Origin of the sequence: Stenotrophomonas acidaminiphila, from assembly GCA_002951995.1 — a bacterium.
In the GTDB taxonomy this organism is placed as follows: Bacteria; Pseudomonadota; Gammaproteobacteria; order Xanthomonadales; family Xanthomonadaceae; genus Stenotrophomonas; species Stenotrophomonas acidaminiphila_A.
The window spans coordinates 1,424,551-1,445,685 of record CP019797.1; the positions used below are offsets into that span (position 1 = coordinate 1,424,551).

At 69.4% G+C, this 21,135-nt stretch carries 18 protein-coding genes, 1 tRNA gene and 1 pseudogene; 12 read left to right on the forward strand and 8 right to left on the reverse strand.

Annotation, left to right across the window (positions count from 1 at the left end; all coding sequences use genetic code 11):
- Positions 1-2: 2 nt before the first annotated feature.
- Both B1L07_06285 and B1L07_06290 read right to left on the reverse strand, forming a co-directional pair.
- On the reverse strand, positions 3-1,019 hold the full coding sequence (locus tag B1L07_06285; GenBank protein ID AUZ56488.1) for a hypothetical protein: 1,017 nt from the start codon (positions 1,017-1,019) through the stop codon (positions 3-5).
- A 92-nt stretch (positions 1,020-1,111) separates the two neighbouring features.
- Complete coding sequence (locus B1L07_06290) at positions 1,112-1,399, reverse strand: hypothetical protein (GenBank protein AUZ54771.1); 288 nt, start codon at positions 1,397-1,399, stop codon at positions 1,112-1,114.
- Positions 1,400-1,586: 187 nt separating this feature from the next.
- Here B1L07_06290 and B1L07_06295 point away from each other — a divergent pair, with 187 nt between their 5' ends.
- The 5 genes from B1L07_06295 to B1L07_06315 all read left to right on the forward strand — a co-directional run bounded on the left by B1L07_06295 (position 1,587) and on the right by B1L07_06315 (position 6,772).
- A complete protein-coding gene (locus tag B1L07_06295; GenBank protein ID AUZ54772.1) occupies positions 1,587-2,003 on the forward strand; it encodes a preprotein translocase subunit TatC in 417 nt (138 codons plus the stop codon).
- Between the two features lie 166 nt (positions 2,004-2,169).
- Positions 2,170-3,579 (forward strand): oxygen-independent coproporphyrinogen III oxidase, encoded by a 1,410-nt coding sequence (locus B1L07_06300; GenBank protein AUZ56489.1) that lies wholly within the window; start codon positions 2,170-2,172, stop codon positions 3,577-3,579.
- A 141-nt stretch (positions 3,580-3,720) separates the two neighbouring features.
- Positions 3,721-3,807, forward strand: a tRNA-Leu gene (locus B1L07_06305).
- A gap of 22 nt (positions 3,808-3,829) precedes the next feature.
- The gene (locus B1L07_06310) at positions 3,830-5,119 is read left to right on the forward strand and encodes a UDP-N-acetyl-D-galactosamine dehydrogenase (protein ID AUZ54773.1); all 1,290 of its coding nucleotides are present in this window, start codon (positions 3,830-3,832) and stop codon (positions 5,117-5,119) included.
- Between the two features lie 30 nt (positions 5,120-5,149).
- Positions 5,150-6,772, forward strand: coding sequence for an FMN-binding glutamate synthase family protein (locus B1L07_06315; protein AUZ54774.1), 1,623 nt, complete (start codon positions 5,150-5,152; stop codon positions 6,770-6,772).
- Between the two features lie 79 nt (positions 6,773-6,851).
- On the opposite strand, the gene B1L07_06320 is transcribed toward B1L07_06315, so the two are convergent.
- On the reverse strand, positions 6,852-8,114 hold the full coding sequence (locus B1L07_06320; GenBank protein ID AUZ54775.1) for an NAD(FAD)-utilizing dehydrogenase: 1,263 nt from the start codon (positions 8,112-8,114) through the stop codon (positions 6,852-6,854).
- Positions 8,083-8,514 (reverse strand): peptidylprolyl isomerase, encoded by a 432-nt coding sequence (locus B1L07_06325; protein AUZ54776.1) that lies wholly within the window; start codon positions 8,512-8,514, stop codon positions 8,083-8,085. Before B1L07_06325 ends, B1L07_06320 begins: the two co-directional genes overlap by 32 nt.
- Positions 8,515-8,670: 156 nt before the next feature.
- Here B1L07_06325 and B1L07_06330 point away from each other — a divergent pair, with 156 nt between their 5' ends.
- From B1L07_06330 to B1L07_06340, 3 genes and pseudogenes are all read left to right on the forward strand, one after another.
- Positions 8,671-9,036 (forward strand): hypothetical protein, encoded by a 366-nt coding sequence (locus B1L07_06330; GenBank protein AUZ54777.1) that lies wholly within the window; start codon positions 8,671-8,673, stop codon positions 9,034-9,036.
- Between the two features lie 27 nt (positions 9,037-9,063).
- Positions 9,064-9,810 (forward strand): sulfurtransferase, encoded by a 747-nt coding sequence (locus B1L07_06335; protein AUZ56490.1) that lies wholly within the window; start codon positions 9,064-9,066, stop codon positions 9,808-9,810.
- A gap of 165 nt (positions 9,811-9,975) precedes the next feature.
- Positions 9,976-10,964 (forward strand): annotated as a pseudogene (locus B1L07_06340) (luciferase family oxidoreductase).
- 48 nt (positions 10,965-11,012) lie between these two features.
- Here B1L07_06340 and B1L07_06345 read toward each other — a convergent pair.
- Together B1L07_06345 and B1L07_06350 are read right to left on the reverse strand one after the other, a co-directional pair.
- Positions 11,013-11,687, reverse strand: a complete 675-nt coding sequence (locus B1L07_06345) for a hypothetical protein (GenBank protein ID AUZ54778.1) — start codon at positions 11,685-11,687, stop codon at positions 11,013-11,015.
- Entirely contained in the window at positions 11,671-12,987 is a 1,317-nt protein-coding gene (locus tag B1L07_06350; protein AUZ54779.1) for a hemolysin, read from the reverse strand. The genes B1L07_06345 and B1L07_06350 overlap by 17 nt, the downstream gene beginning before the upstream one ends.
- 277 nt (positions 12,988-13,264) lie before the next feature.
- Between B1L07_06350 and B1L07_06355 the strand changes: the two genes are divergently transcribed.
- Both B1L07_06355 and B1L07_06360 read left to right on the forward strand, forming a co-directional pair.
- Entirely contained in the window at positions 13,265-13,891 is a 627-nt protein-coding gene (locus tag B1L07_06355) for a pit accessory protein (protein ID AUZ54780.1), read from the forward strand.
- Between the two features lie 142 nt (positions 13,892-14,033).
- Positions 14,034-15,155 carry an inorganic phosphate transporter gene (locus B1L07_06360; GenBank protein AUZ54781.1) on the forward strand — a complete coding sequence of 374 codons (1,122 nt, stop codon included), beginning with the start codon at positions 14,034-14,036 and terminating at the stop codon, positions 15,153-15,155.
- 90 nt (positions 15,156-15,245) lie between these two features.
- Here B1L07_06360 and B1L07_06365 read toward each other — a convergent pair whose 3' ends face one another.
- Complete coding sequence (locus tag B1L07_06365; GenBank protein ID AUZ54782.1) at positions 15,246-16,736, reverse strand: peptidase S10; 1,491 nt, start codon at positions 16,734-16,736, stop codon at positions 15,246-15,248.
- 249 nt (positions 16,737-16,985) lie between these two features.
- Positions 16,986-18,875 (reverse strand): DNA topoisomerase IV subunit B, encoded by a 1,890-nt coding sequence (locus B1L07_06370; GenBank protein AUZ54783.1) that lies wholly within the window; start codon positions 18,873-18,875, stop codon positions 16,986-16,988.
- A gap of 161 nt (positions 18,876-19,036) precedes the next feature.
- On the opposite strand from B1L07_06370, the gene B1L07_06375 reads away from it, so the two are divergent.
- Both B1L07_06375 and pyrG read left to right on the forward strand, forming a co-directional pair.
- Positions 19,037-19,285: a hypothetical protein gene (locus B1L07_06375; protein AUZ54784.1), complete on the forward strand. Its 249-nt coding sequence runs from the start codon at positions 19,037-19,039 to the stop codon at positions 19,283-19,285.
- Between the two features lie 179 nt (positions 19,286-19,464).
- Positions 19,465-21,135, forward strand: coding sequence for a CTP synthetase (gene pyrG, locus B1L07_06380; protein ID AUZ54785.1), 1,671 nt, complete (start codon positions 19,465-19,467; stop codon positions 21,133-21,135).

Here is a 21,135-nt window from a genome sequence, read left to right on the forward strand (position 1 = left end):
CGTCAGCTGGCCGCCAGCAGCCCGGTGACCGCCAGCACCAGGAACAGCACCGTCAACGCGCCGAACAGCAGCGGGCGGGCGCGGAAAGGGGCGGCGGGGCGCTGTTCGATGCGGGCAGTGCTGGTGCGCAGGATGAGCCCGGCGGGGAAACCATTGCGGGCCATGGTGTCGTCACAGGCGTCGGTGCAGGCATTGCATTCGATGCATGAGTCGTTGCGGCCATTGCGGATGTCCAGCCCGATCGGGCAGGCGCGGACGCAGGCGTCACAGTCGGTGCAGTCGCCGAGATGGGCGTCGCTGAAGGTCGGGCGCGGGCCGGCGCTGGCCGGGTGCGCGGCGCGGAACACGTAATCGCGTGCGGTTACCGGGTCCAGCAGGCCGCGCGCGCGCTGCATCACGCTGCCGCCGCCGGCGGGACGCGCGCCGCGCGGTTCGCCGCGCCGCGCGTCGTAATGGATCGAAGGGGTGAAGGCGTCGGTCAGCCACGGCTGCACGCGGCCATACGGGCACAGGTAGGTGCAGACCTGTTCGTGCAGGAACAGTACGTTGGCCCAGGTGGCCGCAGCGTAGAAGGCGATCCAGAATGCCTTCCAGCCGCCGATCGCGAAGGCGGGCAGGCCGCTGACAAGTTCGCCGATCGGCGAGAAGTAGCCGACGAAGGTAATGCCGGTCCACAGCGATACCGCGGCCCACAGCGCATGCCGCAGCACCGCTTCGGCGCGTGCGCCGGCCCATCCGTTGAGCGCGGTGACGCGCCGCACTGCGCGGTGCAGGCGGGTCAGCACGGTCTGCGGGCAGGCATACGCGCACCACAGCCGGCCATACAGGCTGGTGACCAGGCATAGTGCGGCCAGCCCGGCCAGTGCCAGCCACAGCAGCGGCACGACGGCGTCGGTACGCAGGCCCAGGCCGAAGAAGTGGATGCGGCGGGCCTCGACGTCGAACAGCAGCAGCGGCGCATCGTGCCAGCGCAGCCACGGCATGCCGTAGAACAGGCCCAGCATCAGCGCCAGTACCAGCCATTGCGCGACATGGCGCCGTTGCACCGGTGCCCCGCGTGCGGGCGCGGCCGGGTGCACGGCGGCGGAGTAGCCGGGGCGCTGGACGCTGTTCATTCCAGCGGCAGCTCGTCATCGCCCGCGGGCGGGCGCAGCAGCAGGGCGGTCACGCTGCAAGCGCTGAACGTACCCAGCCACGCCAGGAAGAAGCCGGCGGTATAGCCGAGGCCACGGCTGATCACGCGGTCCGGGAAGCCGATGCGCTGCAGCTCCAGCGGGTCGAAGAAGGCGAAGAACAGCACCGACGCGACCACCGCGACGAAAAAGCTCGGCCACAGCACCGCGCCCAGCTTCTGTACCGGGGAGGGGCGCGGAGGGGACGAGGTGTCGGGGTCGATCATGGTGACATCGGACGCGGGGCCTGGTGGGCGTACAATCGGCGTTCGCCGCTTCGCCGGGGCGGCGCCAAAGGCGGGGGTGGAGATGCCGTCAGCCTAGGCAGCCCGGCGCCGGGCAGCCTTGATCTGGATCAAGCCGTGCCCGGAAGCCGTTCAGCACAATGGCCGCCAGGCGAGGAGTTCTGCAGCGATGAACGATGGGCGCGTGCCGCAACCGGCAGCGGATCTGTGCAGCGAGGAAGAGATCGACCGCCTGGTGCGCGCGTTCTACGGCCGGGTGCGCCAGGACGATCTGCTGGGCCCGGTGTTCGAGGCCCATGTCCACGACTGGGAGGCGCACATGCGGCACCTGGTCGATTTCTGGTCGGCGCTGCTGCGTGGCACCCGCCGTTTCCAGGGCGCGCCGATGCAGAAGCACATGGTGATCGACGAACTGCGCGAGGAGCTGTTCGCGCGCTGGCTGCAGCTGTTCCGGCAGACCACGGCCGAACTGGGCAACGTGCCGATGCAACGGCTGGCCGACGATGCCGCCGAGCGCATCGCCGGCAATTTCTGGCGCCGCTTCCAGATGTCGCGCTGGCCGACGCTGCAGGTGCTGGGGCAGTAGCGGGGAGTGAGTGAAGAGGAGTGAGTAGTAAAAAGGATCAAGAGCGATCTCCGCCTGCGCGGAGATGATGGCTCTGCCTTCTCTCACTTCTCACTCCTCTTCATTCACTCCTGCCTCATTGATCTGGCTCAAGGCGGCCTTGCGCGGCATGCGGCAGTCTGTGCCCATGGACACTCCCCTTGCATTTCCCGACCCGCTGGGCTGGACCTTCGACCCGGACATCCTGCGCCGCCATGATCGTCCGGGGCCGCGCTATACCTCCTATCCCACCGCGCCGCACTTCCACGACGGCTACGGCGCCGGGCAGTTCCGCGAGGCGATCGCGCGCAGCAATGCATCGGCGCGGCCGCTGTCGCTGTACGTGCACGTGCCGTACTGCACCAGTCCGTGCTTCTACTGCGGCTGCAACCGGGTCATCAGCCGCGACCGCGACAAGGGCGCGCCGTACGTGGACCGCGTGCTGGCCGAGGCGGACCGGGTGGCGCCGTTGTTCGCGCCCGGGCGCGAGGTCACCCAACTGCACTTCGGCGGCGGCACCCCGAACTTCCTCGAGCCGGAACAGCTGTCGCGCCTGGTCGAGGGGCTGCGCCAGCGCTTCCGCTTCAGCAGTGATGCCGGCCGCGATTTCTCCATCGAACTGGACCCGCGCTCGGTCAGTCCGGACGATATCGCCGTGCTGGCGCGACTGGGCTTCAACCGCGCCAGCCTCGGCGTGCAGGATTTCGACCCGGCGGTGCAGCAGGCGATCAACCGCGTGCAGGGCGTGGACGAAACGCTGGCGATCATCGACGCCTGCCGCCGTCATGGCCTGCGCTCGGTCAACGTCGACCTGATCTACGGCCTGCCGAAGCAGACCCTGGAAGGCTTCGCGCGCACGCTGCAAACCGTGCTGGCGGTGCGCCCGGACCGGCTGGCGATCTACGGCTACGCGCACATGCCGCACCTGTTCAAGGCGCAGCGGCGGATCGTCGATGCGGACCTGCCCGACGCCGAACGCAAGCTGGCGCTGCTGGGGCTGGCGGTGGAGCGGCTCTCGGCCGCCGGTTACCAGTACATCGGCATGGACCATTTCGCGCTGCCGGAAGAGGACCTGTCACGCGCGCAGCGCGCCGGCAGCCTGCACCGCAATTTCATGGGTTACACCACCCATGCCGAGACCGACCTGCTGGGCCTGGGGGTCAGCGCCATCAGCCGGATCGACAACAGCTACAGCCAGAACCCGCGTGACCTGAAGGACTGGGAGGCGCGGATCGATGCCGGCGGGCTGCCGGTATGGCGCGGGCTGGAGCTGGATGCCGACGATGTACTGCGCGCCGAGCTGATCCAGCAGCTGATGTGCCATGGGCGCGTGGATGGCCACGCCCTGGCGGCGCGCCACGGCATTGATTTCGAGCAGTACTTCGCCAGCGAACTGGCGGCGCTGCAGCGCCTGGCCGCCGACGGGCTGGCGCGGTACCACGACGGCGTCGTCGCCGCGACCCGGCAGGGGCGGCCGCTGCTGCGCCTGATCGCCATGTGCTTCGACCGTTACCTGCAGGCGCCGCAGCAGCCCGCGCGCTATTCGCGGGCAATCTGACGCCGCCGCGGCGCGCGGCTGGCGTGCGACGGCCACGCGCGCGGCGGGATCGGCCGCGGCAGCCCTGCCGCGATGGCGCGGCCCACCCGTGCAGCAGCGTCGGATTCACAAGCGCGCCTCGATCAGGCAGGCTATCGCGATGCCCGGATGGCGAAACTGGTAGACGCATCGGACTTAAAATCCGCCGGGGGCAACCCCATGCCGGTTCGATTCCGGCTCCGGGCACCAGCATGCAACCTCGAGGGATGGGATGAGCGCCGACATTTCCGCAGCCAGTGCGCCGCGCATCGCCGTCATTGGCCTGGGCTATGTCGGCCTGCCGCTGGCGGTCGAGTTCGGGCGGACGCTGGACACGCTTGGCTACGATATCGACGCCGGGCGCGTGGCCGAACTCCGCCAGGGCCATGACCGCACGTTGGAACTGGATGCCGCCGAACTGGCGGCGGCCGCCTGCCTGCGCTATTGCGCCGACGCCGCCGAACTGGCCCGGTGCAACGTGTTCATCGTCACCGTGCCCACGCCCATCGATGCCTGGGAGCAGCCCGACCTGGAGCCGTTGCGCGGCGCCAGCCAGCTGATCGCCGGGGTGCTCAAGCGCGGCGACCTGGTGATCTACGAATCCACCGTCTACCCCGGTACCACCGAGGAAGTCTGCGTGCCGTTGCTGGAGCAGGGCTCGGGCCTGCGCTTCAACCAGGATTTCTGGTGCGGCTACAGCCCGGAGCGGATCAATCCGGGCGACCGCCAGCGGCGCCTGCCGGACATCCGCAAGATCACCTCCGGTTCCACGCCGGAAGCGGCCGAGGTGGTGGACGCGCTGTACCGGCGCATCATCGCCGCCGGCACCTGGCGCGCGCCCTCGCTGCGCGTGGCCGAAGCGGCCAAGGTGGTGGAGAACATCCAGCGCGACGTCAACATCGCCCTGGTCAACGAACTGGCCCTGATCTTCGACCGGCTCGGCATCGATACGCTGGACGTGCTGGAAGCGGCCGGCACCAAGTGGAACTTCCTGCCGTTCCGCCCGGGCATGGTCGGCGGCCACTGCATCGGCGTGGACCCGTATTACCTGCTGCACAAGTCCGAGAGCGTGGGTTACCACCCGGACCTGATCCACACCGCGCGCCAGGTCAACAACCGGGTGGTCGCACACGTGGTGGCGCGGGTGGACGCGCTGCTGGCCGGCAAGGGCAAGGCACTGCGCGGGGCGCGGGTGCTGGTGCTGGGGGTGACGTTCAAGGAGGACTGCCCGGATCTGCGCAACAGCCGGGCGCTGGACCTGGCGCGCCTGCTGGCCGGGCAGGGCGCGCGGGTGGATGCGTTCGATCCATGGGCCGACGCGGACGAGGCCGAACGCGAGTCCGGCCTGAAGCTGGTCGACGCCCCTGCGCACGGCCAGTACGACGCGGTGGTGCTCGCGGTGGCGCACCGCCAGTTCCGCGAACTCGATGCCGCGCGTATTCGCGCGCTGGGCGTGGCCGACATGGTGGTGTACGACGTCAAGTCGGCGTGGCCGCGGCACGTGGTGGACGACCGGTTGTAGAATCCGCCATCCCCGGTCACGAGGACGGCCATGCACCGTTATCTGGTTTACGTACTGGCGCTGGTCCTGCTGCCGGTATCGCTGGCTTTGGCGCAACACTGGCCCGCCTGGTACTGGGGCGTGGGCCTGTTCGGCGCCATGGCGCTGCTCGGCACCTGGGACGTGCTGCAGCGGCGCAGCGTGCTGCGGCGCAATTACCCGGTGCTGGCGCACTTTCGTTACGGCTTCGAATCCATCGGCCCGGAAATCCGCCAGTACTTCGTGCAGAGCGACCTGGAGGACGTGCCGTTCTCGCGCCAGCAGCGGCAGCTGGTCTACCAGCGTGCGCGCAACGTGATGGACGTGGTGCCGTTCGGCACGTTGCGCAGTACCTATGCGGTGGACTACGAGTGGATCAACCACTCGATGGCGCCCACCAGCATTCCGCACCATGACTTCCGCGTGGTGATCGGCGCCGGCTGCGCGCGGCCGTATTCGGCCAGCGTGTTCAACATTTCGGCGATGAGCTTCGGTTCGTTGTCGGCCAACGCCATCCGTGCGCTGAACAAGGGCGCGAAGATGGGCGGCTTCTACCATGACACCGGCGAAGGCTCGATTTCGCCTTACCACCGCGAGAACGGTGGCGACCTGGTGTGGGAGATCGGCTCCGGTTACTTCGGGTGCCGTGACGAACACGGCCGTTTCAGCGAGGAGCGCTTCGTCGAGAACGCCAACCACGACCAGGTCAAGATGATCGAGATCAAGCTGTCGCAGGGCGCCAAGCCCGGCCACGGCGGGGTGCTGCCCGCGGCCAAGGTCAGTGCCGAGATCTCAGTGACCCGTGGCGTGCCGATGGGCGTGGACTGCGTGTCGCCGTCGCGGCACTCGGCGTTCTCCACCCCGGTGGAGCTGCTGCAGTTCGTCGCGCGTCTGCGCGAGCTGTCCGGCGGCAAGCCGACCGGCTTCAAGCTGGCCATCGGCCATCCGTGGGAATGGTTCGGCATTGCCAAGGCCATGCACGAGACCGGGTTGCTGCCCGACTTCATCGTGGTCGATGGTGCCGAGGGCGGCACCGGCGCATCGCCGGCGGAGTTCATCGACCATGTCGGTGTACCGATGAACGAGGCGCTGATCCTGGTGCACAACACGCTGGTGGGCCTGGACCTGCGCGACCGCATCCGCATCGGCGCGGCCGGCAAGGTGACCAGCGCCTTCGACATCGCGCGGACCATCGCGCTGGGCGCGGACTGGTGCAACGCCGGGCGTGGCTTCATGTTCGCGCTGGGCTGCATCCAGTCATTGAGCTGCCACAACGACAAGTGTCCCACCGGCATCGCCACCCAGGACCCCAGCCGCTGGCGCCACCTGGACCCGACCGACAAGGCCGAGCGGGTACGCAATTTCCACGAGAACACCCTGCGTGCGCTGCGCGACCTGCTGGGCGCGGCCGGCCTGAACGACCCGTCGGAACTGGGCCCCGAGCACATCCTGCGGCGGGTGTCGCCGATCGAGATCCGCTCGATGGCGACCCTGTACCGCTACCTGTCGCCGGGCGAACTGCTCGACCGCGTGCCGGGGCATGCGGTGTTCCGCGAATACTGGGCGGACGCGCGCAGCGATTCGTTCGACCCGCCGGCACGGATCGCGGCGCTGCGCGGGACCAAGCTGCACTGAGGGCGGGGCAGGCGGTGCTGCATGTCCTGCCTCGACCGCAGTGGCGTGCGGAGCAGGCTGCGTACCTGCGGAAATGTGCTTAGCGTAGCCAGGCGATCACGCCGTCTGCCGCGCGCAGGGCGCTGGCATAGCACGCGGTGAGCAGGTAACCACCGGTCGGTGCTTCCCAGTCCAGCATCTCGCCGGCGCAGAACACCCCGGGCAGCGCCTGCAGCATCAGTCCCGCGTTCGTCGCCTCCAGACATACGCCGCCGGCGCTGCTGATGGCCTCGGCCATCGGCCGCGGCCGCAGCAGGCGCAGCGGCAGGCGCTTGAGCGTGCGTGCCACGGCGTCCGGGTCGTTGCCGGCGTCCTTGCCGAGCCGTTCGAACACCAGCGCGGCCTTGGCGGCGTCGATGCCCGTGGCGCGCCGCAGGTGCTCGCCGAAGCTGCGCCCCCTGCGCGGGCGCGACAGCTCGGCACGCAGGCGCGCCGCGTCGCGGCCCGGCACCAGGTCCAGTTCCAGCAGCGCATGGCCGTCGCGGTTGATCGTCTCGCGCAGGTCGGCGGCGATGGCATAGACCAGGCTGCCTTCGATGCCGTACTCGCTGGCGACGCATTCGCCCTGCAACTGCTGGGGGGCGCCGTGCAGGTCGCGCCAGTGCGCGATGACCGGCTTGAGCGGGCTGCCGGCATGGCGCTGGCGGAAATGCCCGCTCCATTCGATGTCGAAGCCGCAGTTGGCCGCCTGCAGTGGCGCCACGTCCACGCCGCGCGCGCGCAGCGTGTCCACCCAGGCGCCATCGGAACCGAGTTCGGGCCAGCTGCCGCCGCCCAGCGCCAGCACGGTGGCGTCGACGTTCACGGCGACGTCGCCATCGCTGGTCTGCATGCGCAGTGCGCCGTCGTCGTTCCAGCCCAGCCAGCGATGCTGCACGTGGAAGCGCACGCCCTGTTCCTTCAGCCGCCGCACCCAGCCGCGCAGCAGCGGCGCGGCCTTGCGGTCGAGCGGGAACACCCGCCCGGAACTGCCGACATAGGTGTCCACGCCCAGGCCACGCGCCCACCCGCGCAGCGCCTCGGCATCGAAGCCGTCCAACCAGCCGGCGACCTCCGCTTGGCGCTCGCGGTAGCGCTGGTCGAACCGCGGGCGCGGTTCGGAATGGGTGAGGTTCAGTCCGCCCTTGCCGGCGATCAGGAACTTGCGCCCGGGCGAACCCTTGGCCTCGTACAGGTCGACCGACAGGCCGGCCGCGCGCAGGCGTTCGGCGGCGAACAGCCCGGCGGGGCCGCCGCCGACCACCGCCACCCGCTTGCCGGCGCCGGCCGGATCAGCGTGGCTGGACATCGAGCAGTTCGACATCGAACACCAGCGAGGAACCCGGCGCGATCGGGCCGGCACGGCGGTTGCCGTAGCCGTAGTCCGCCGGAATCATCAGCGTGCGCTTGCCGCCGACCTTCATCCCGGCCACGCCTTCGTCCCAGCCGCGGATGACCTGCTTCTCGCCAAGATCGAAGGTGAACGGTTCGCCGCGGTCGAGCGAGCTGTCGAACTTGTCGCCATGCTTGTCGGCGCGGCGCTCGTCGTAGATCCAGCCGGTGTAGTGCACGGTGACCCGGGTCCCCGGTACCGCTTCGGCGCCGCTGCCCGGCACCGTGTCGATGCGCTCGAAGGCGGCGATGCTGCCCCCGGGCGGCGGCCCGGGCGGGGTGCAACCGGCGGCAAGCAGAGACAACAGCAACGGCACGAACAGGCGACGCATGGGGGACTCCAGGTTGAGGGCGGCCGCGCGGGATGCGCGGCAGGCCGGGGCAGGGGGCTGCGGCACCGCCCCGCGCACGCACGGGCGCGTGCGGCATGGGGGCGCCAGCGCCACGGCGCGCAAGGGTAGCGCATCGCCAGCGGGTATCATGGCGCGATGGCCAAACTGCTGCTCAATCTGCGCAATGTCGACGACGACGAGAGCCGCGAAGTCTGCGAACTGCTCGACCGTCACGGTATTGCCTGGTACCGCACCGAACCCAGCCCCTGGGGCATTTCCAGTGGCGGGCTGTGGCTGCGTGACCGGCAGGACCACGCACGCGCGAAGGAATTGATGGACGGCTACCAGGCCGCGCGTGCGCGGCGCGTGCGCGCCGAGCGCGAGGCCGCGCTGCGCAACGGCACCGCCGAGACCTTCGGCTCGCTGCTGCGGCGGCGGCCACTGTACGTGGTCGCGGTGCTGCTGGGCATGCTGGCCGCTGCCTCACTGGTGCTGCTGCCGTTCATGCTGTTGCGTGGCTGACGCCCGCGTGCGCCGTAAAATATGCCGATGATCGTCAATACCGCCGCCTACCACTTCGTTCCCATCGCCGATGCGGACGCCCTGGCCGCCACCCTGCTGGAGCGGGCGCAGGCACGCGCACTGCGCGGCACGATCCTGGTGGCGGACGAGGGCCTCAACCTGTTCCTGGCCGGCGACCGCGACGGCATCGACGCGTTCTACGCCGCGCTGAAGGCCGACCCGCGCTTTGCCACCATGCGGGTCAAGTACAGCTACAGCCGCATGCAGCCGTTCGCGCGGCTCAAGGCCAAGGTCAAGCCGGAGATCATCAGCTTCCGCCGCGACGACGGCCAGCCGCTGGATTACCCGCGCGCGCCGTCCGTGGCCCCGGCCACGCTGCGGCGCTGGCTGCGGCAGGGCCATGACGATGAAGGCAGGCGCGTGGTGATGCTCGACACCCGCAACGCGCAGGAGTTCGCGCACGGCACCTTCGCCGGCGCCCTGACCCTGCCCATCGCCCGTTTCACCGACCTGCCGGCGGCACTGGCGCCGCACCGCGCCGACCTTGCCGACGCCACCGTGGTCAGTTTCTGCACCGGTGGCATCCGCTGCGAGAAAGCCGCGCTGTGGATGCGCAATGACGGCATGGACAACGTGCTGCAGCTGGACGGCGGCATCCTGGGGTATTTCGAGGAAGTGGGCGGCGAGGGCTACGAAGGCCGCTGCTTCGTGTTCGACGAGCGCGTGGCGCTGGACCCGCAGCTGCAGCCGCTGGTCGACCAAGCCACCCCGTAGGCGCGGGCCCGCCCCGCATGCGGCCTGCCCGCCGAGGCTCCCGGCCGCTGCGAGCGCGCGTGCGACGGGCCGGAAAACAGTGTTCGGCCGCCGGCGCCGCGCGCAGGGATGGGAAACCGCCCCGCGCGCCCCATGTTGCAGGAACCTCCTGCCGGAAGCCGCCGCATGATTCCCCTTTCCGTCCTCGACCTCGCCCCCGTCTGCGAAGGCGCCACGCCGGGCCAGGCGTTCGCCAACATGCTCGACCTCGCGCGCCATGCCGAGCGCTGGGGCTATCGCCGCTACTGGCTGGCCGAGCACCACAACATGCCGGGCATCGCCAGTGCGGCCACCTCGGTGCTGATCGGGCATGTCGCCGGCGGCACCTCGACCATCCGCGTCGGCGCCGGCGGCATCATGCTGCCCAACCACTCGCCGCTGCAGGTGGCCGAACAGTTCGGCACCCTGGCTTCGCTGTATCCGGGGCGCATCGACCTGGGGCTGGGCCGCGCGCCGGGTACCGACCATGCCACCGCCCGCGCGCTGCGCCGCTACTTCGACAGCGCCGACCAGTTCCCCCAGGACGTGGCCGAGCTGCTGCATTACTTCGAACCGGTGCAGCCGGGCAGGGCGTGCAGGCGGTGCCGGGCGCGGGCATCGACGTGCCGGTGTGGCTGCTGGGCTCCAGCCTGTTCAGCGCGCGGCTGGCGGCGGCGATGGGCCTGCCGTTCGCGTTCGCCTCGCACTTCGCCCCGGACGCGATGGATGAGGCCGTGGCGCTGTACCGCCGCGATTTCCGCCCGTCCGCCCGCTTGCAGGCACCCTGGGCGATCCTGGCGCTGAACGTGGTGGCCAGCGCGTCGGAGGCCGAGTCCCGGCGGCTGTTCACGACCCAGCAGCAGAGCTTCGTCAACCTGCGGCGCGGCCGTCCGGGACGGATCCCGCCGCCGGTGGACGACATCGAGGCGTTCTGGGAGCCGCACGAGAAGGCCGGGGTGGAGCGGGCGCTGGCCTGCACCGTGCTCGGCGACCCGCAGCAGGTGGGCGAGGGGCTGGCGGCCTTTGCCGCGCGCCACCGGCCCGACGAAATGATGCTCACCGCCAACATCTTCGACCATGCCGCGCGGCTGCGCTCGTTCGAACTGGCGATGCGGGCCTGGCAGGCGCGGCCCTGAGCCGTCGGTCGGGGCCGGGGTAGTTGCGGGCGCCGCGCGCGGCAGGGCTCAGCTGGTCCAGCGCTGGAACAGTTCGACGGTGTGGCCGACCAGCTGCCCCGAGCCGAGACCGAAGAACAGGCCGGCGGCGAGCGCCGCGACCCAGTTGAACAGCATCAGCGCGCCATCGCGCTCGATCAGCGCCAGCGCGAACAGCAGCAGCTGGAAGCCGAACAGATAGTTGGTCAGCGGGATCGGCAGCGACAGCAGCACACCGGTCATGACCAGCAGCAACCCCGTGAACACCCGCGCCGGAAGCGGCCCCACCAGGGCCGGCAGGCGCGGTTTGAGCATCCGGTCCAGGCGCCGCAGCGGGCGATCGATGCGGCCCAGGAAGCGGTGCATGGTGCCGCGCCTGGGCCCGCGCCGGGCGATGAACCCGGGCACCCAGGGCCGCGCCAGGCCGGCCATCATCTGCAGGCCGATCAGCAGCACCAGCGGGCCGCTGACCGCGCCGCCGATGCCGGGCACCGGAATGAACGCCGGCAGGATGGCGACGAACAGGAACACCCCGAACGCGCTTTCCTGCAGGCCCTGCAGGATCCTGCCCAGCGGCTGCTGTTCCGCGGGGTCGCCGTGCTCGAACATCGACAGCAGGGTGCGGATGCCCTCGTTGCGGTAGCCGCCCGCCGCGGCCGGGCCGGCGCCTGGCCCGTCGTCCTGCGGCTCAGCCGGTGGTGTCATCTTCGTCTTCTTCCGGCAGCCGGCGCAGCAGCAGTTTGTCGATGCGGGCGCCGTCCAGATCGACGATCTCGATGCGCCAGCCGGCCCAGTCGAAGTACTCGCTGGCGTGCGGGATGCGGCCGAAGAAGTGCATGCACATGCCGGCCAGGGTGTAGTAGTCGCCTTCCTCGGCATCGGGCAGCTCGACCCCGCCCATCAGCTCGCGCAGGTCATCCACCGGCAGCGAACCGTCCACCAGCAGCGAACCGTCCTCGCGGGTGACCACCAGGGCGTCCTCGTCGGTGTTCTCCGGCGCCTGCAGGCGGCCGACCACCGCGCCCATCAGGTCGCTGATGGTCACCAGGCCCTGGATCTCGCCGTACTCGTCCACCACCAGCGCCATCGACTGGTGCTCCTCGCGGAAGATCTCCAGCAGCTTCATCGCATGGGTGGATTCGGAGACATAGAGCGTCTCGCGCAGGTTCTCGAACAGCGCATGGGTGTCGCCCTGCAGGCGGCGCGTGACCAGCGACTTGACCTCGAGGATGCCGGCGATGTCCTGGTCGTTGCCGCGGTACACCGGGTAACGCGAGAACGCATGCTCGTGCATGGTCTCCAGGTTCTTCTCGACATCGGCGTTGGTATCCAGCCAGGCGATGCGGTTGCGCGGGGTCATCAGGCTGTCGGCGGTGCGGTCGCCCAGGCGCATGACCCGGTTCATCATGTCGCGCTCGTGGATGTCGATCACCCCGGCCTCGTGGCTTTCGGCCACCAGCATGCGGATCTCTTCTTCGGTCACCGACGCCGAATCGGTGTTGCCCAGCCCCAGCAGGCGCAGCACCAGCCGGGTGGTGCGCGACAGCAGCCACACGAACGGGAAAGCCAGCGTGGCCAGCCAGCCCATCGGCACCGCGACCAGCCCGGCGATGTCCTCCGAACGGGTCAGCGCCAGCCGCTTGGGCACCAATTCGCCGAAGATCAGCGTGACGAAGGTGATCAGGGTGACCGCCAGCGCCTTGCCGACCGCGCCGGCGTAGTCGAAGCCCGGCATCAGCCCCTGGATCCAGGCGGCGATGGCTTCGCCCAGCGCTTCGCCACCGAGGAAGCCGGTCAGCACGCCGATCACGGTGATGCCGATCTGCACGGTGGACAGGAAGTTCTCGGGCTTCTCGGCCAGCGCCAGGGCGCGCTCGGCGCGCTTGCTGGTGGCGGACATCTGCTTGAGCCGGCTCTTGCGCGATGTCATGACTGACATCTCGGACATGGCGAAGAAGCCGTTGAGCAGGATCAGGGCGAAAACGATGAGGATCAGTTCAAACACGGGTCGCTCCCCGGGTCGTTGGCAGGGAGGGAGGGTGCTTGCGGTGGCGGCAGGGGCTCAGGGGCGTGCCCGGGCGCTGCGGCGGGGGGTAAGGGTCGTCGTCCATAGGGTGCGCCCGCGGAGGGCGCCGCCGCATCTTAGCAAACCGGCATGCGGTGCCGGCAACCGCCTGTTCATTTTCGTGGGCGGGAACCGGCCGGGAATACCCGAGACGTCATCCAGCCGTCATAATTCGCCCCGGTGCCGTCCCTTCCGCGACGGCGGACAGGCATTTCCAATGTTTTCATTGCAGACCATTTTCGGCTCCGGCAAGCAGTTCTACACCTATCTCGACGAGGCCGCCCAGGCCGCCGCCGACAGCGCCAAGGCGCTGCACGCGATGATGCGCGAAGCCGACCGCGAGCCCGCCCTGGATGCATTCAAGCTGGCCCGCCTGCGCGAGCGCGCGGCCTCGGACAAGATCAGCCAGGCGCTGGTGGACAGCTTCATGACCCCGATCGAGCGCGAGGACATCGAGGCGCTGGGCTCGGCGCTGTACAAGATTCCCAAGCAGATCGAGAAGTTCGCCGACCGCTATGCGCTGGCCACCCAGCACCTGGCGCACATCGATTTCGCCCCGCGCGCGGCGATGCTGGAGCAGGCCGCCGGGGTGGTGGTGGACATGGTCAAGGACCTGCGCCACATGAACATCGACCGCATGACGGCGATGAACGAGAAGCTGCGCGCGCTGGAGAACGAGGCCGACCGGCTGATGCTCGAGCTGTACCGGGAAATCTACTCCGGGCGCCTGGACAACCTGCAGATGTTCCTGCTCAAGGAATTCTTCGAGATCCTGGAGAAAGCCATCGACCGCTGCCGCGAGGCCGGGGTGGTGGTCTACCAGATCGTGTTGAAGAACTCGTGATCGCCATGATGCGGATCCCGTGCATTTCCGGCTTCGGAAGCGGGGGCGTCGGCTGTGCCGATGCCCGCGAGCCGCGCTTCCACATCCCCCGTCCCGCCACGGCGCGGCGGGACTTCCCGCTTGACCCGAGGGGGCAGCTGCGATGCTGACCCTTGTCCTCGTCGTGATCCTGGCGGCGCTCGTGTTCGAGTTCATCAATGGCTTCCACGACACCGCCAACTCCATCGCCACCGTGGTGGCCACCAAGGTGCTCTCGCCCGGCTGGGCGGTGATGCTGGCCGCGGGCATGAACCTGATCGGCGCGCTGACCGGCACCGCGGTGGCGCTGACCATCGCCAACGGCCTGCTCAACACCAGCGTGGTCGAGGTCACCCCGCAGGTGATCCTGTGCGCGCTGCTCGGCGGCATCGTCTGGAACCTGATCACCTGGTGGAAAGGGCTGCCGTCCTCGTCCTCGCACGCGCTGATCGGCGGCCTGTGCGGCGCCGGCCTGGCCGCCGCGCACAACAACTGGGACGCGCTGATCTGGTCGCAGAACCTCGGCAACTGGGCGCAGAACAAGGGCCTGCTGTGGAAGGTGTTCGTGCCGATGATCACCTCGCCGATCGCCGGCTTCCTGCTCGGCATCGTGGTGATGTGCCTGCTGTGGGCCATCATCGCCGGCATGGCGCGGGCCGGTGGCGTGCTGCGGCGGCTGGCGCGTCCGCGCTGGGTCAATGCGTTCTTCGGCAAGGCGCAGATCGTCTCGGCCGCCTACATGGGCTTCGCCCATGGCCACAACGACGCGCAGAAGACCATGGGCATCATCGCCATGACCCTGATCGGCGCCGAGGCCACCGGCGCGCTGGACAACCTGCCGTCGTGGCTGGCGTTCATGCACCCGGACGCGCATGCCGGCGATGGCATCGCCATGTGGATCGTGCTGACCTGCGCGGTGGTGATGGCCGCCGGTACCGCCTCGGGCGGCTGGAAGATCATCAAGACCCTGGGCCACAAGATGGTCAAGCTGCACCCGATCCACGGCTTCGCCGCGGAGACCAGCTCGGCCACCATCCTGACCCTGGCCGCGCACTTCGGCATGCCGGTCTCGACCACCCACAGCATCTCCACCGCGATCATGGGCGTTGGCTTCGCCAAGAACCCGAAGTCGCTGCGCATCGGGGTGATCGAGCGCATCATCTGGGCCTGGATCCTGACCATCCCGGCGGCCGGCGGCTGCGCCTACCTGATCCTGAAGCTGTTCGAGCTCGCCGGCTGGAACTGAGCCGGTCGAGCCGGCCGCCGGCCCGTTGGCCGCTGCATGCAGAAAGGCCCGCCTTCCCGGCGGGCCTTTCGTTGTGCGCCGGCGTGGGCTTCAGTTGCGCTGGTACAGCGCGCGCACGTCGCGGCGGAACGCGGCCTGGCTGTCGGCGCGGCTGTAGAACATGTGCCCGCCCGGATAGCTGCGCACCTGCACGCGTTGCGGGTCGCTGCCCATGGCCGGCATCTGGTCCACGGTCAGGATCGAACCCATGAACGGGCATGACAGGTCGTTCCAGCCATGCGCGATCAGCACCTGCAGGCGCGGGTCGATGGCCACGGCCTGGCGCAGCTGGGTGACCGCGCCGGCACGCAGGTCGCCATTGCGGTCCCACTGGCGGTTCACCTCGTAGCTCAGCGCGTGGTAGCGCGCATCCACCTTCCAGCCGACCACGCGGGTGACGAAGTCCACCATGGCGGTGGTGGTCGGGGCGATGATGCTGTCCAGCAGCGGGTCGTTGGCACGCTGCTCGGGATCGGTGGGGAAGGGGTCGAAGGCGGTGACGTTGGAATCGTAGCGGCTGCCCAGCGTGCCCTTGTCACGGAACACCTCGCGCAGGTAGGCCTGGGTTTCCAGGCGGCCGCCGGCGCGGCGCACGAACACCGGATCCAGGCCGGTCAGCTCGGTGACCCGGCGCAGCATGGCCTCGGTCGCCTGCGGGTCGGAGCGGCCCTTCATCAGCGCGCTGGCGTAGTCGCTGCGGGCGTACTCGACCACCTCGCGCATCGCCGCGTCAGTGAGCCGGCCCTGGCGCTCCAGGTGCGCGGCGGCGATCGACGGCAGGGTCTGGATCCAGGCCATCGGCGAGACGTCGCTGTTGTCCTCCAGGGTCGGGCTCAGGTAGGGCGAGACCAGCACCAGCCCGTTCATCGCCACCCCCAGCCGGGTCTGCAGATAGTGGGTGATGCGCGGGCCGCGGTAGCCGCCATAGCTTTCGCCGGCCAGGTACTTGCGCGAGGTCATGCGCTGGTTCTTCAGCAGCCAGTCGTATACCACCCGCGACAGGTACTCGATGTCGGCGGACGGGTTGAAGAACTGCTTCTTCGCCTCCTCGTCGGGAATCCGCGAGCGGCTGAAGCCGGTGCCGACCGGGTCGATGAACACCAGGTCGGTGAAATCCAGCCAGGTGCCGGGGTTGTCGCGCAGCGTGGCCGGCGCCGAGGCGCTGTCGCCTTCGCTGCCGAACGCCACCACCTTCGGCCCCACCGCGCCCAGGTTCAGGTACACCGACGAGGCGCCGGGGCCGCCATTGAGCGCGAAAGTGACCGGGCGGTCCTTGCCGGGCACGGTGTAGGCGGTGAACACCACCTCGCCAATGGTCTTGCCCTGCGCATCGCGCACCGGCAGCGAGCCGACGGTGGCGGTGTAGTCCAGGGTGCGGCCTTCCAGGCGCATGCTCTGGCGGACCGAGGCATCGGCCGGCAACGGTGCCGGCGCGGTCGATGCGGCCTTGTCATCGCCGGCGTCGGCGGCGGGCCTGGCCGGCGCGGGAGCGGCGAACAGCAGGCCGGCGCCGAGCGCGGCCACGTACAGCAGGTGTTTCATGCGGATGACCTGGGGATCGGGAAACGCACGATCCTAGGCCCGTGGCGGGAGCGGCAAATGTGCCCAAAGCCATGCGGCGCCGGCCCGGATGGGCAATCCCGGGCGCGGAACGATGCCGGTGCGCGGCTGCTGCGCGCATCCGCGGCGCGACGGTGGCCGCACGCCGTGCGTGGCAGGCCGGCCCTCGCGTCCGCCGCGCGCTGCGCCCATGGCGCCGGTCGCCTGGGCGGGCACGGGCGCAGTGCCGGATCAGACCTCCAGGGAGGCGAGGTCGCCCTTGCTTTCCAGCCAGCCCTTGCGGTCGCCGGCGCGCTTCTTGGCCAGCAGCATGTCCATCAGCGAGCGGGTCTGCTCCTCGTCGTCCACGGTCAGCTGCACCAGGCGGCGGGTATCGGGGTGGATGGTGGATTCGCGCAGCTGTTGCGGGTTCATCTCGCCCAGGCCCTTGAAGCGGGTGACGCTGACCTGGCCGCGGATCTTCTCGCGCTCGACCTTTTCCAGCAGCGAGCGCTTCTCTTCCTCGTCCAGCGCGTAGAACACCTGCTTGCCCACGTCCACGCGGAACAGCGGCGGCATCGCCACGAACACGTGGCCGGCGGCGACCAGCGCCGGGAAGTGCTTCAGGAACAGCGCGGTCAGCAGGGTGGCGATGTGCAGGCCGTCGGAGTCGGCGTCGGCCAGGATCACCACCTTGCCGTAGCGCAGGCCGGACAGGTCGTCCTTGCCCGGGTCGCAGCCGATGGCCACGGCCAGGTTGTGCACTTCCTCCGAGGCCAGCACGCTGCCCGAGGCCACTTCCCAGGTGTTGAGGATCTTGCCGCGCAGCGGCAGGATCGCCTGGAAATCCTTGTCGCGGGCCTGCTTGGCGCTGCCGCCGGCCGAGTCGCCTTCCACCAGGAACAGCTCGGTGCGCGACAGGTCCTGGCTGATGCAGTCGGCCAGCTTGCCGGGCAGCGCCGGGCCCTGGGTGACCTTCTTGCGGACCACCAGCTTCTCGGTCTTCAGCCGCGCGCTGGCGCGCTCGATGGCGATCTGCGCGATCTTCTCGCCGATCTCCACGTTCTGGTTCAGGGCCAGGCTGAAGGCATCGTGGGCGGCGCCCTCGACGAAGCCGGCGGCCTGGCGCGAGGACAGGCGTTCCTTGGTCTGGCCGCTGAACTGCGGGTCGGTCATCTTCAGCGAGAGCACGAACGACACCCGGTCCCACACGTCTTCCGGCGCCAGCTTGACCCCGCGCGGCAGCAGGTTGCGGAAATCGCAGAACTCGCGCAGTGCCTCGGTCAGCCCGGTGCGCAGGCCGTTGACATGGGTGCCGTGCTGGGCGGTCGGGATCAGGTTGACGTAGCTTTCCTGCACCAGTTCGCCTTCCGGCAGCCAGGCCACGGCCCAGTCCACCGCCTCGGTTTCCTTCTTCAGGACGCCGACGAACAGGTCGGCAGGCAGCATCTCGCGTTCGCCCAGCTCGGCCTTGAGGTAGTCGCGCAGGCCGTCCTCGTAATGCCAGGTCTCGGTCTCGCCGGTCGCCTCGTCGGTCAGCCGGACGGTCAGGCCCGGGCACAGCACCGCCTTGGCGCGCAGCAGGTGGCGCAGCGCGCGCACGTTGAACTTCGGGGTGTCGAAATACTTCGGGTCCGGCCAGAAACGCAGCCGGGTGCCGGTGTTCCTGCGGCCGACGGAGCCGACCACTTCCAGCGGGCTGGCACGGTCGCCGTCGCGGAAGCTGATGCGGTGCTCGCTGCCTTCGCGCCTGATGTGGATCTCCACCAGCGTGGACAGCGCATTGACCACCGACACGCCGACGCCGTGCAGGCCGCCGGAGAAGGTGTAGTTGCGGTTGCTGAACTTGCCGCCGGCGTGCAGCCGGGTCAGGATCAGTTCGACGCCGGGGATCTTCTCCTCCGGGTGGATGTCGACCGGCATGCCGCGGCCGTCGTCGCTCACCTCGCAGCTGCCGTCCTTGAACAGCACGACCTCCACGGTCTTCGCGTGCCCGGCCAGCGCCTCGTCCACCGAATTGTCGATGACTTCCTGCGCCAGGTGGTTCGGGCGCGCGGTGTCGGTGTACATGCCGGGGCGGCGTTTGACCGGGTCCAGGCCGGAGAGGACTTCGATGTCGGCGGCGTTGTAGCGGGCGTTCATGTATCTCGATAAGGCGCTGATGCGACGGGCAAGTTTGCGGTCTGCCGGGGAAATTTGCACGCCGGTGTTCAGTGCGGGGAGAGGCGCGGGGCGGTATCCTGTGCGCCCTGGAACGTACGCAGCCGATCCCCCTGAATCGGCGGAGACTCCGGAGGATGACAATGAAATCGTCGAAATTGTTGGTTCTGGCCGTGGCTGCCGCCGCCGTCGTGGCGGTGCCGCTGGTGATGGCCCAGAGCGTGGACAAGGCCAAGACGGGCGAGGCCGCCCAGGCCGCCGCCGACAAGGCGCAGAGCGAGGCCGAGCAGAAGGCCAAGCGCCGCGCCGCCGCCGCCGCCCAGGAAAAGGCCCGGGGCGAGCAGCCGGCCCCGCGCGAAGAGGAAGAGGAAGAAGCCCGCAAGCGTCGCTGACGCGGGTTTCCCGATGAACGTGGACGCCCCGGCGCAGGCCGGGGCGTCTTTTTTGTTACCGCCCCGTGGCGGCCGGGCCGCAAGGCCGGCGCGTCGCGGGCAGGATTTTCCGCGGTCGCCGCATCCGGTGCTTGGGTGTTCGCGCGACAACCTTTAAACTAGGGCTTTCCGGGAGGCAAGTGAGCCATGACCCCCTTATTTTCGTTACCGGCGGCGTGGTGTCCTCGCTTGGCAAGGGCATTGCCGCCGCGTCGCTGGCCTCCATCCTCGAGGCGCGTGGCCTGAAGGTCACGATGATGAAGCTGGATCCGTACATCAACGTCGATCCGGGCACCATGAGTCCCTTCCAGCACGGCGAGGTCTACGTCACCGATGACGGTGCCGAGACCGACCTGGACCTGGGCCACTACGAGCGCTTCGTCCATACCCGGCTGAGCCGCAAGAACTCGGTGACCACCGGGCGCATCTACGAGAACGTGATCCGCAAGGAGCGCCGCGGCGACTACCTCGGCGCGACCGTGCAGGTGATCCCGCACATCACCGACGAGATCCGCCGCTGCATCGACGAGGCCACCGAGGGCTACGACGTGGCGCTGGTGGAGATCGGCGGCACCGTCGGCGACATCGAGTCGCTGCCGTTCCTGGAGGCGATCCGCCAGGTGCGCACCGAGCGCGGCCCGGAGAAGGCGCTGTTCATGCACCTGACGCTGGTGCCGTACATCGGCGCCGCCGGTGAGCTGAAGACCAAGCCGACCCAGCACTCGGTCAAGGAACTGCGTTCGATCGGCATCCAGCCCGACGTGCTGCTGTGCCGCTCCGAGCAGGCCATTCCCGATTCGGAGCGGCGCAAGATCTCGCTGTTCACCAACGTCTCCGAACGCGCGGTGATCAGCGTGCCGGACGTGGACGTGCTGTACCGCGTGCCGATGGGGCTGCACGCGCAGGGCCTGGACGAAATCGTGGTCAACCAGCTCAAGCTCGCCGACAAGGCCGGCCCGGCCGACCTGTCCGAGTGGGAGGCGGTGCTGGATGCGGCCCTGCACCCGCTGGACGAGGTGACCATCGCCGTGGTCGGCAAGTACGTGGACCACCAGGACGCCTACAAGTCGGTCGGCGAGGCGCTCAAGCACGGCGGCCTGCGCCAGCGCACCCGGGTCAACCTCAAGTGGCTGGAAGCGCAGGACCTGGAAGAAGGTGGCATGGCCGCGCTCGAGGGCGTGGACGGCATCCTGGTGCCGGGTGGTTTCGGCGACCGCGGCTTCGAGGGCAAGGTGCTGACCTCCAGGTATGCCCGCGAGCACAAGCTGCCGTACTTCGGCATCTGCTACGGCATGCAGGCGGCGGTGGTCGACTATGCCCGCCACGTGGCCGGGCTGGACGGCGCCAACAGCACCGAGAACGACCGCCAGTCGCCGAACCCGGTGATCGGCCTGATCACCGAATGGCGCACCGCCAGCGGCGAGGTCGAGAAGCGCGACGAGAAGTCCGACCTGGGCGGCACCATGCGCCTGGGCCTGCAGGAGCAGCGGCTGAAGCCGGGCACGCTGGCGCGCGAGCTGTACGGCAAGGACGTGGTGGCCGAGCGCCACCGCCACCGCTACGAGTTCAACAACCGCTACCGCACCCAGCTGGAGGACGCCGGGCTGGTGATCTCCGGCAAGTCGATGGACGACACCCTGGTGGAAGTGGTGGAGCTGCCGCGCGACGTGCATCCGTGGTTCCTGGCCTGCCAGGCGCACCCGGAGTTCCTGTCCACGCCGCGCAGCGGGCACCCGCTGTTCATTGGTTTCATCCGCGCCGCGCGCGAGAAGAAGGCCGGCGGCAAGCTGTTGAAGGAAGCGCGGGCCTGA

What these genes read in the sequence shown, in the direction of transcription:
- B1L07_06290 (AUZ54771.1), bottom strand. Translation starts at nt 1,399, where the DNA reads ATGATCGACCCCGACACCTCGTCCCCTCCGCGCCCCTCCCCGGTACAG.
- B1L07_06295 (AUZ54772.1), top strand. Translation starts at nt 1,587, where the DNA reads ATGAACGATGGGCGCGTGCCGCAACCGGCAGCGGATCTGTGCAGCGAG.
- B1L07_06300 (AUZ56489.1), top strand. Translation starts at nt 2,170, where the DNA reads ATGGACACTCCCCTTGCATTTCCCGACCCGCTGGGCTGGACCTTCGAC.
- B1L07_06310 (AUZ54773.1), top strand. Translation starts at nt 3,830, where the DNA reads ATGAGCGCCGACATTTCCGCAGCCAGTGCGCCGCGCATCGCCGTCATT.
- B1L07_06315 (AUZ54774.1), top strand. Translation starts at nt 5,150, where the DNA reads ATGCACCGTTATCTGGTTTACGTACTGGCGCTGGTCCTGCTGCCGGTA.
- B1L07_06320 (AUZ54775.1), bottom strand. Translation starts at nt 8,114, where the DNA reads ATGTCGAACTGCTCGATGTCCAGCCACGCTGATCCGGCCGGCGCCGGC.
- B1L07_06325 (AUZ54776.1), bottom strand. Translation starts at nt 8,514, where the DNA reads ATGCGTCGCCTGTTCGTGCCGTTGCTGTTGTCTCTGCTTGCCGCCGGT.
- B1L07_06330 (AUZ54777.1), top strand. Translation starts at nt 8,671, where the DNA reads ATGGCCAAACTGCTGCTCAATCTGCGCAATGTCGACGACGACGAGAGC.
- B1L07_06335 (AUZ56490.1), top strand. Translation starts at nt 9,064, where the DNA reads ATGATCGTCAATACCGCCGCCTACCACTTCGTTCCCATCGCCGATGCG.
- B1L07_06345 (AUZ54778.1), bottom strand. Translation starts at nt 11,687, where the DNA reads ATGACACCACCGGCTGAGCCGCAGGACGACGGGCCAGGCGCCGGCCCG.
- B1L07_06355 (AUZ54780.1), top strand. Translation starts at nt 13,265, where the DNA reads ATGTTTTCATTGCAGACCATTTTCGGCTCCGGCAAGCAGTTCTACACC.
- B1L07_06360 (AUZ54781.1), top strand. Translation starts at nt 14,034, where the DNA reads ATGCTGACCCTTGTCCTCGTCGTGATCCTGGCGGCGCTCGTGTTCGAG.
- B1L07_06365 (AUZ54782.1), bottom strand. Translation starts at nt 16,736, where the DNA reads ATGAAACACCTGCTGTACGTGGCCGCGCTCGGCGCCGGCCTGCTGTTC.
- B1L07_06370 (AUZ54783.1), bottom strand. Translation starts at nt 18,875, where the DNA reads ATGAACGCCCGCTACAACGCCGCCGACATCGAAGTCCTCTCCGGCCTG.
- B1L07_06375 (AUZ54784.1), top strand. Translation starts at nt 19,037, where the DNA reads ATGAAATCGTCGAAATTGTTGGTTCTGGCCGTGGCTGCCGCCGCCGTC.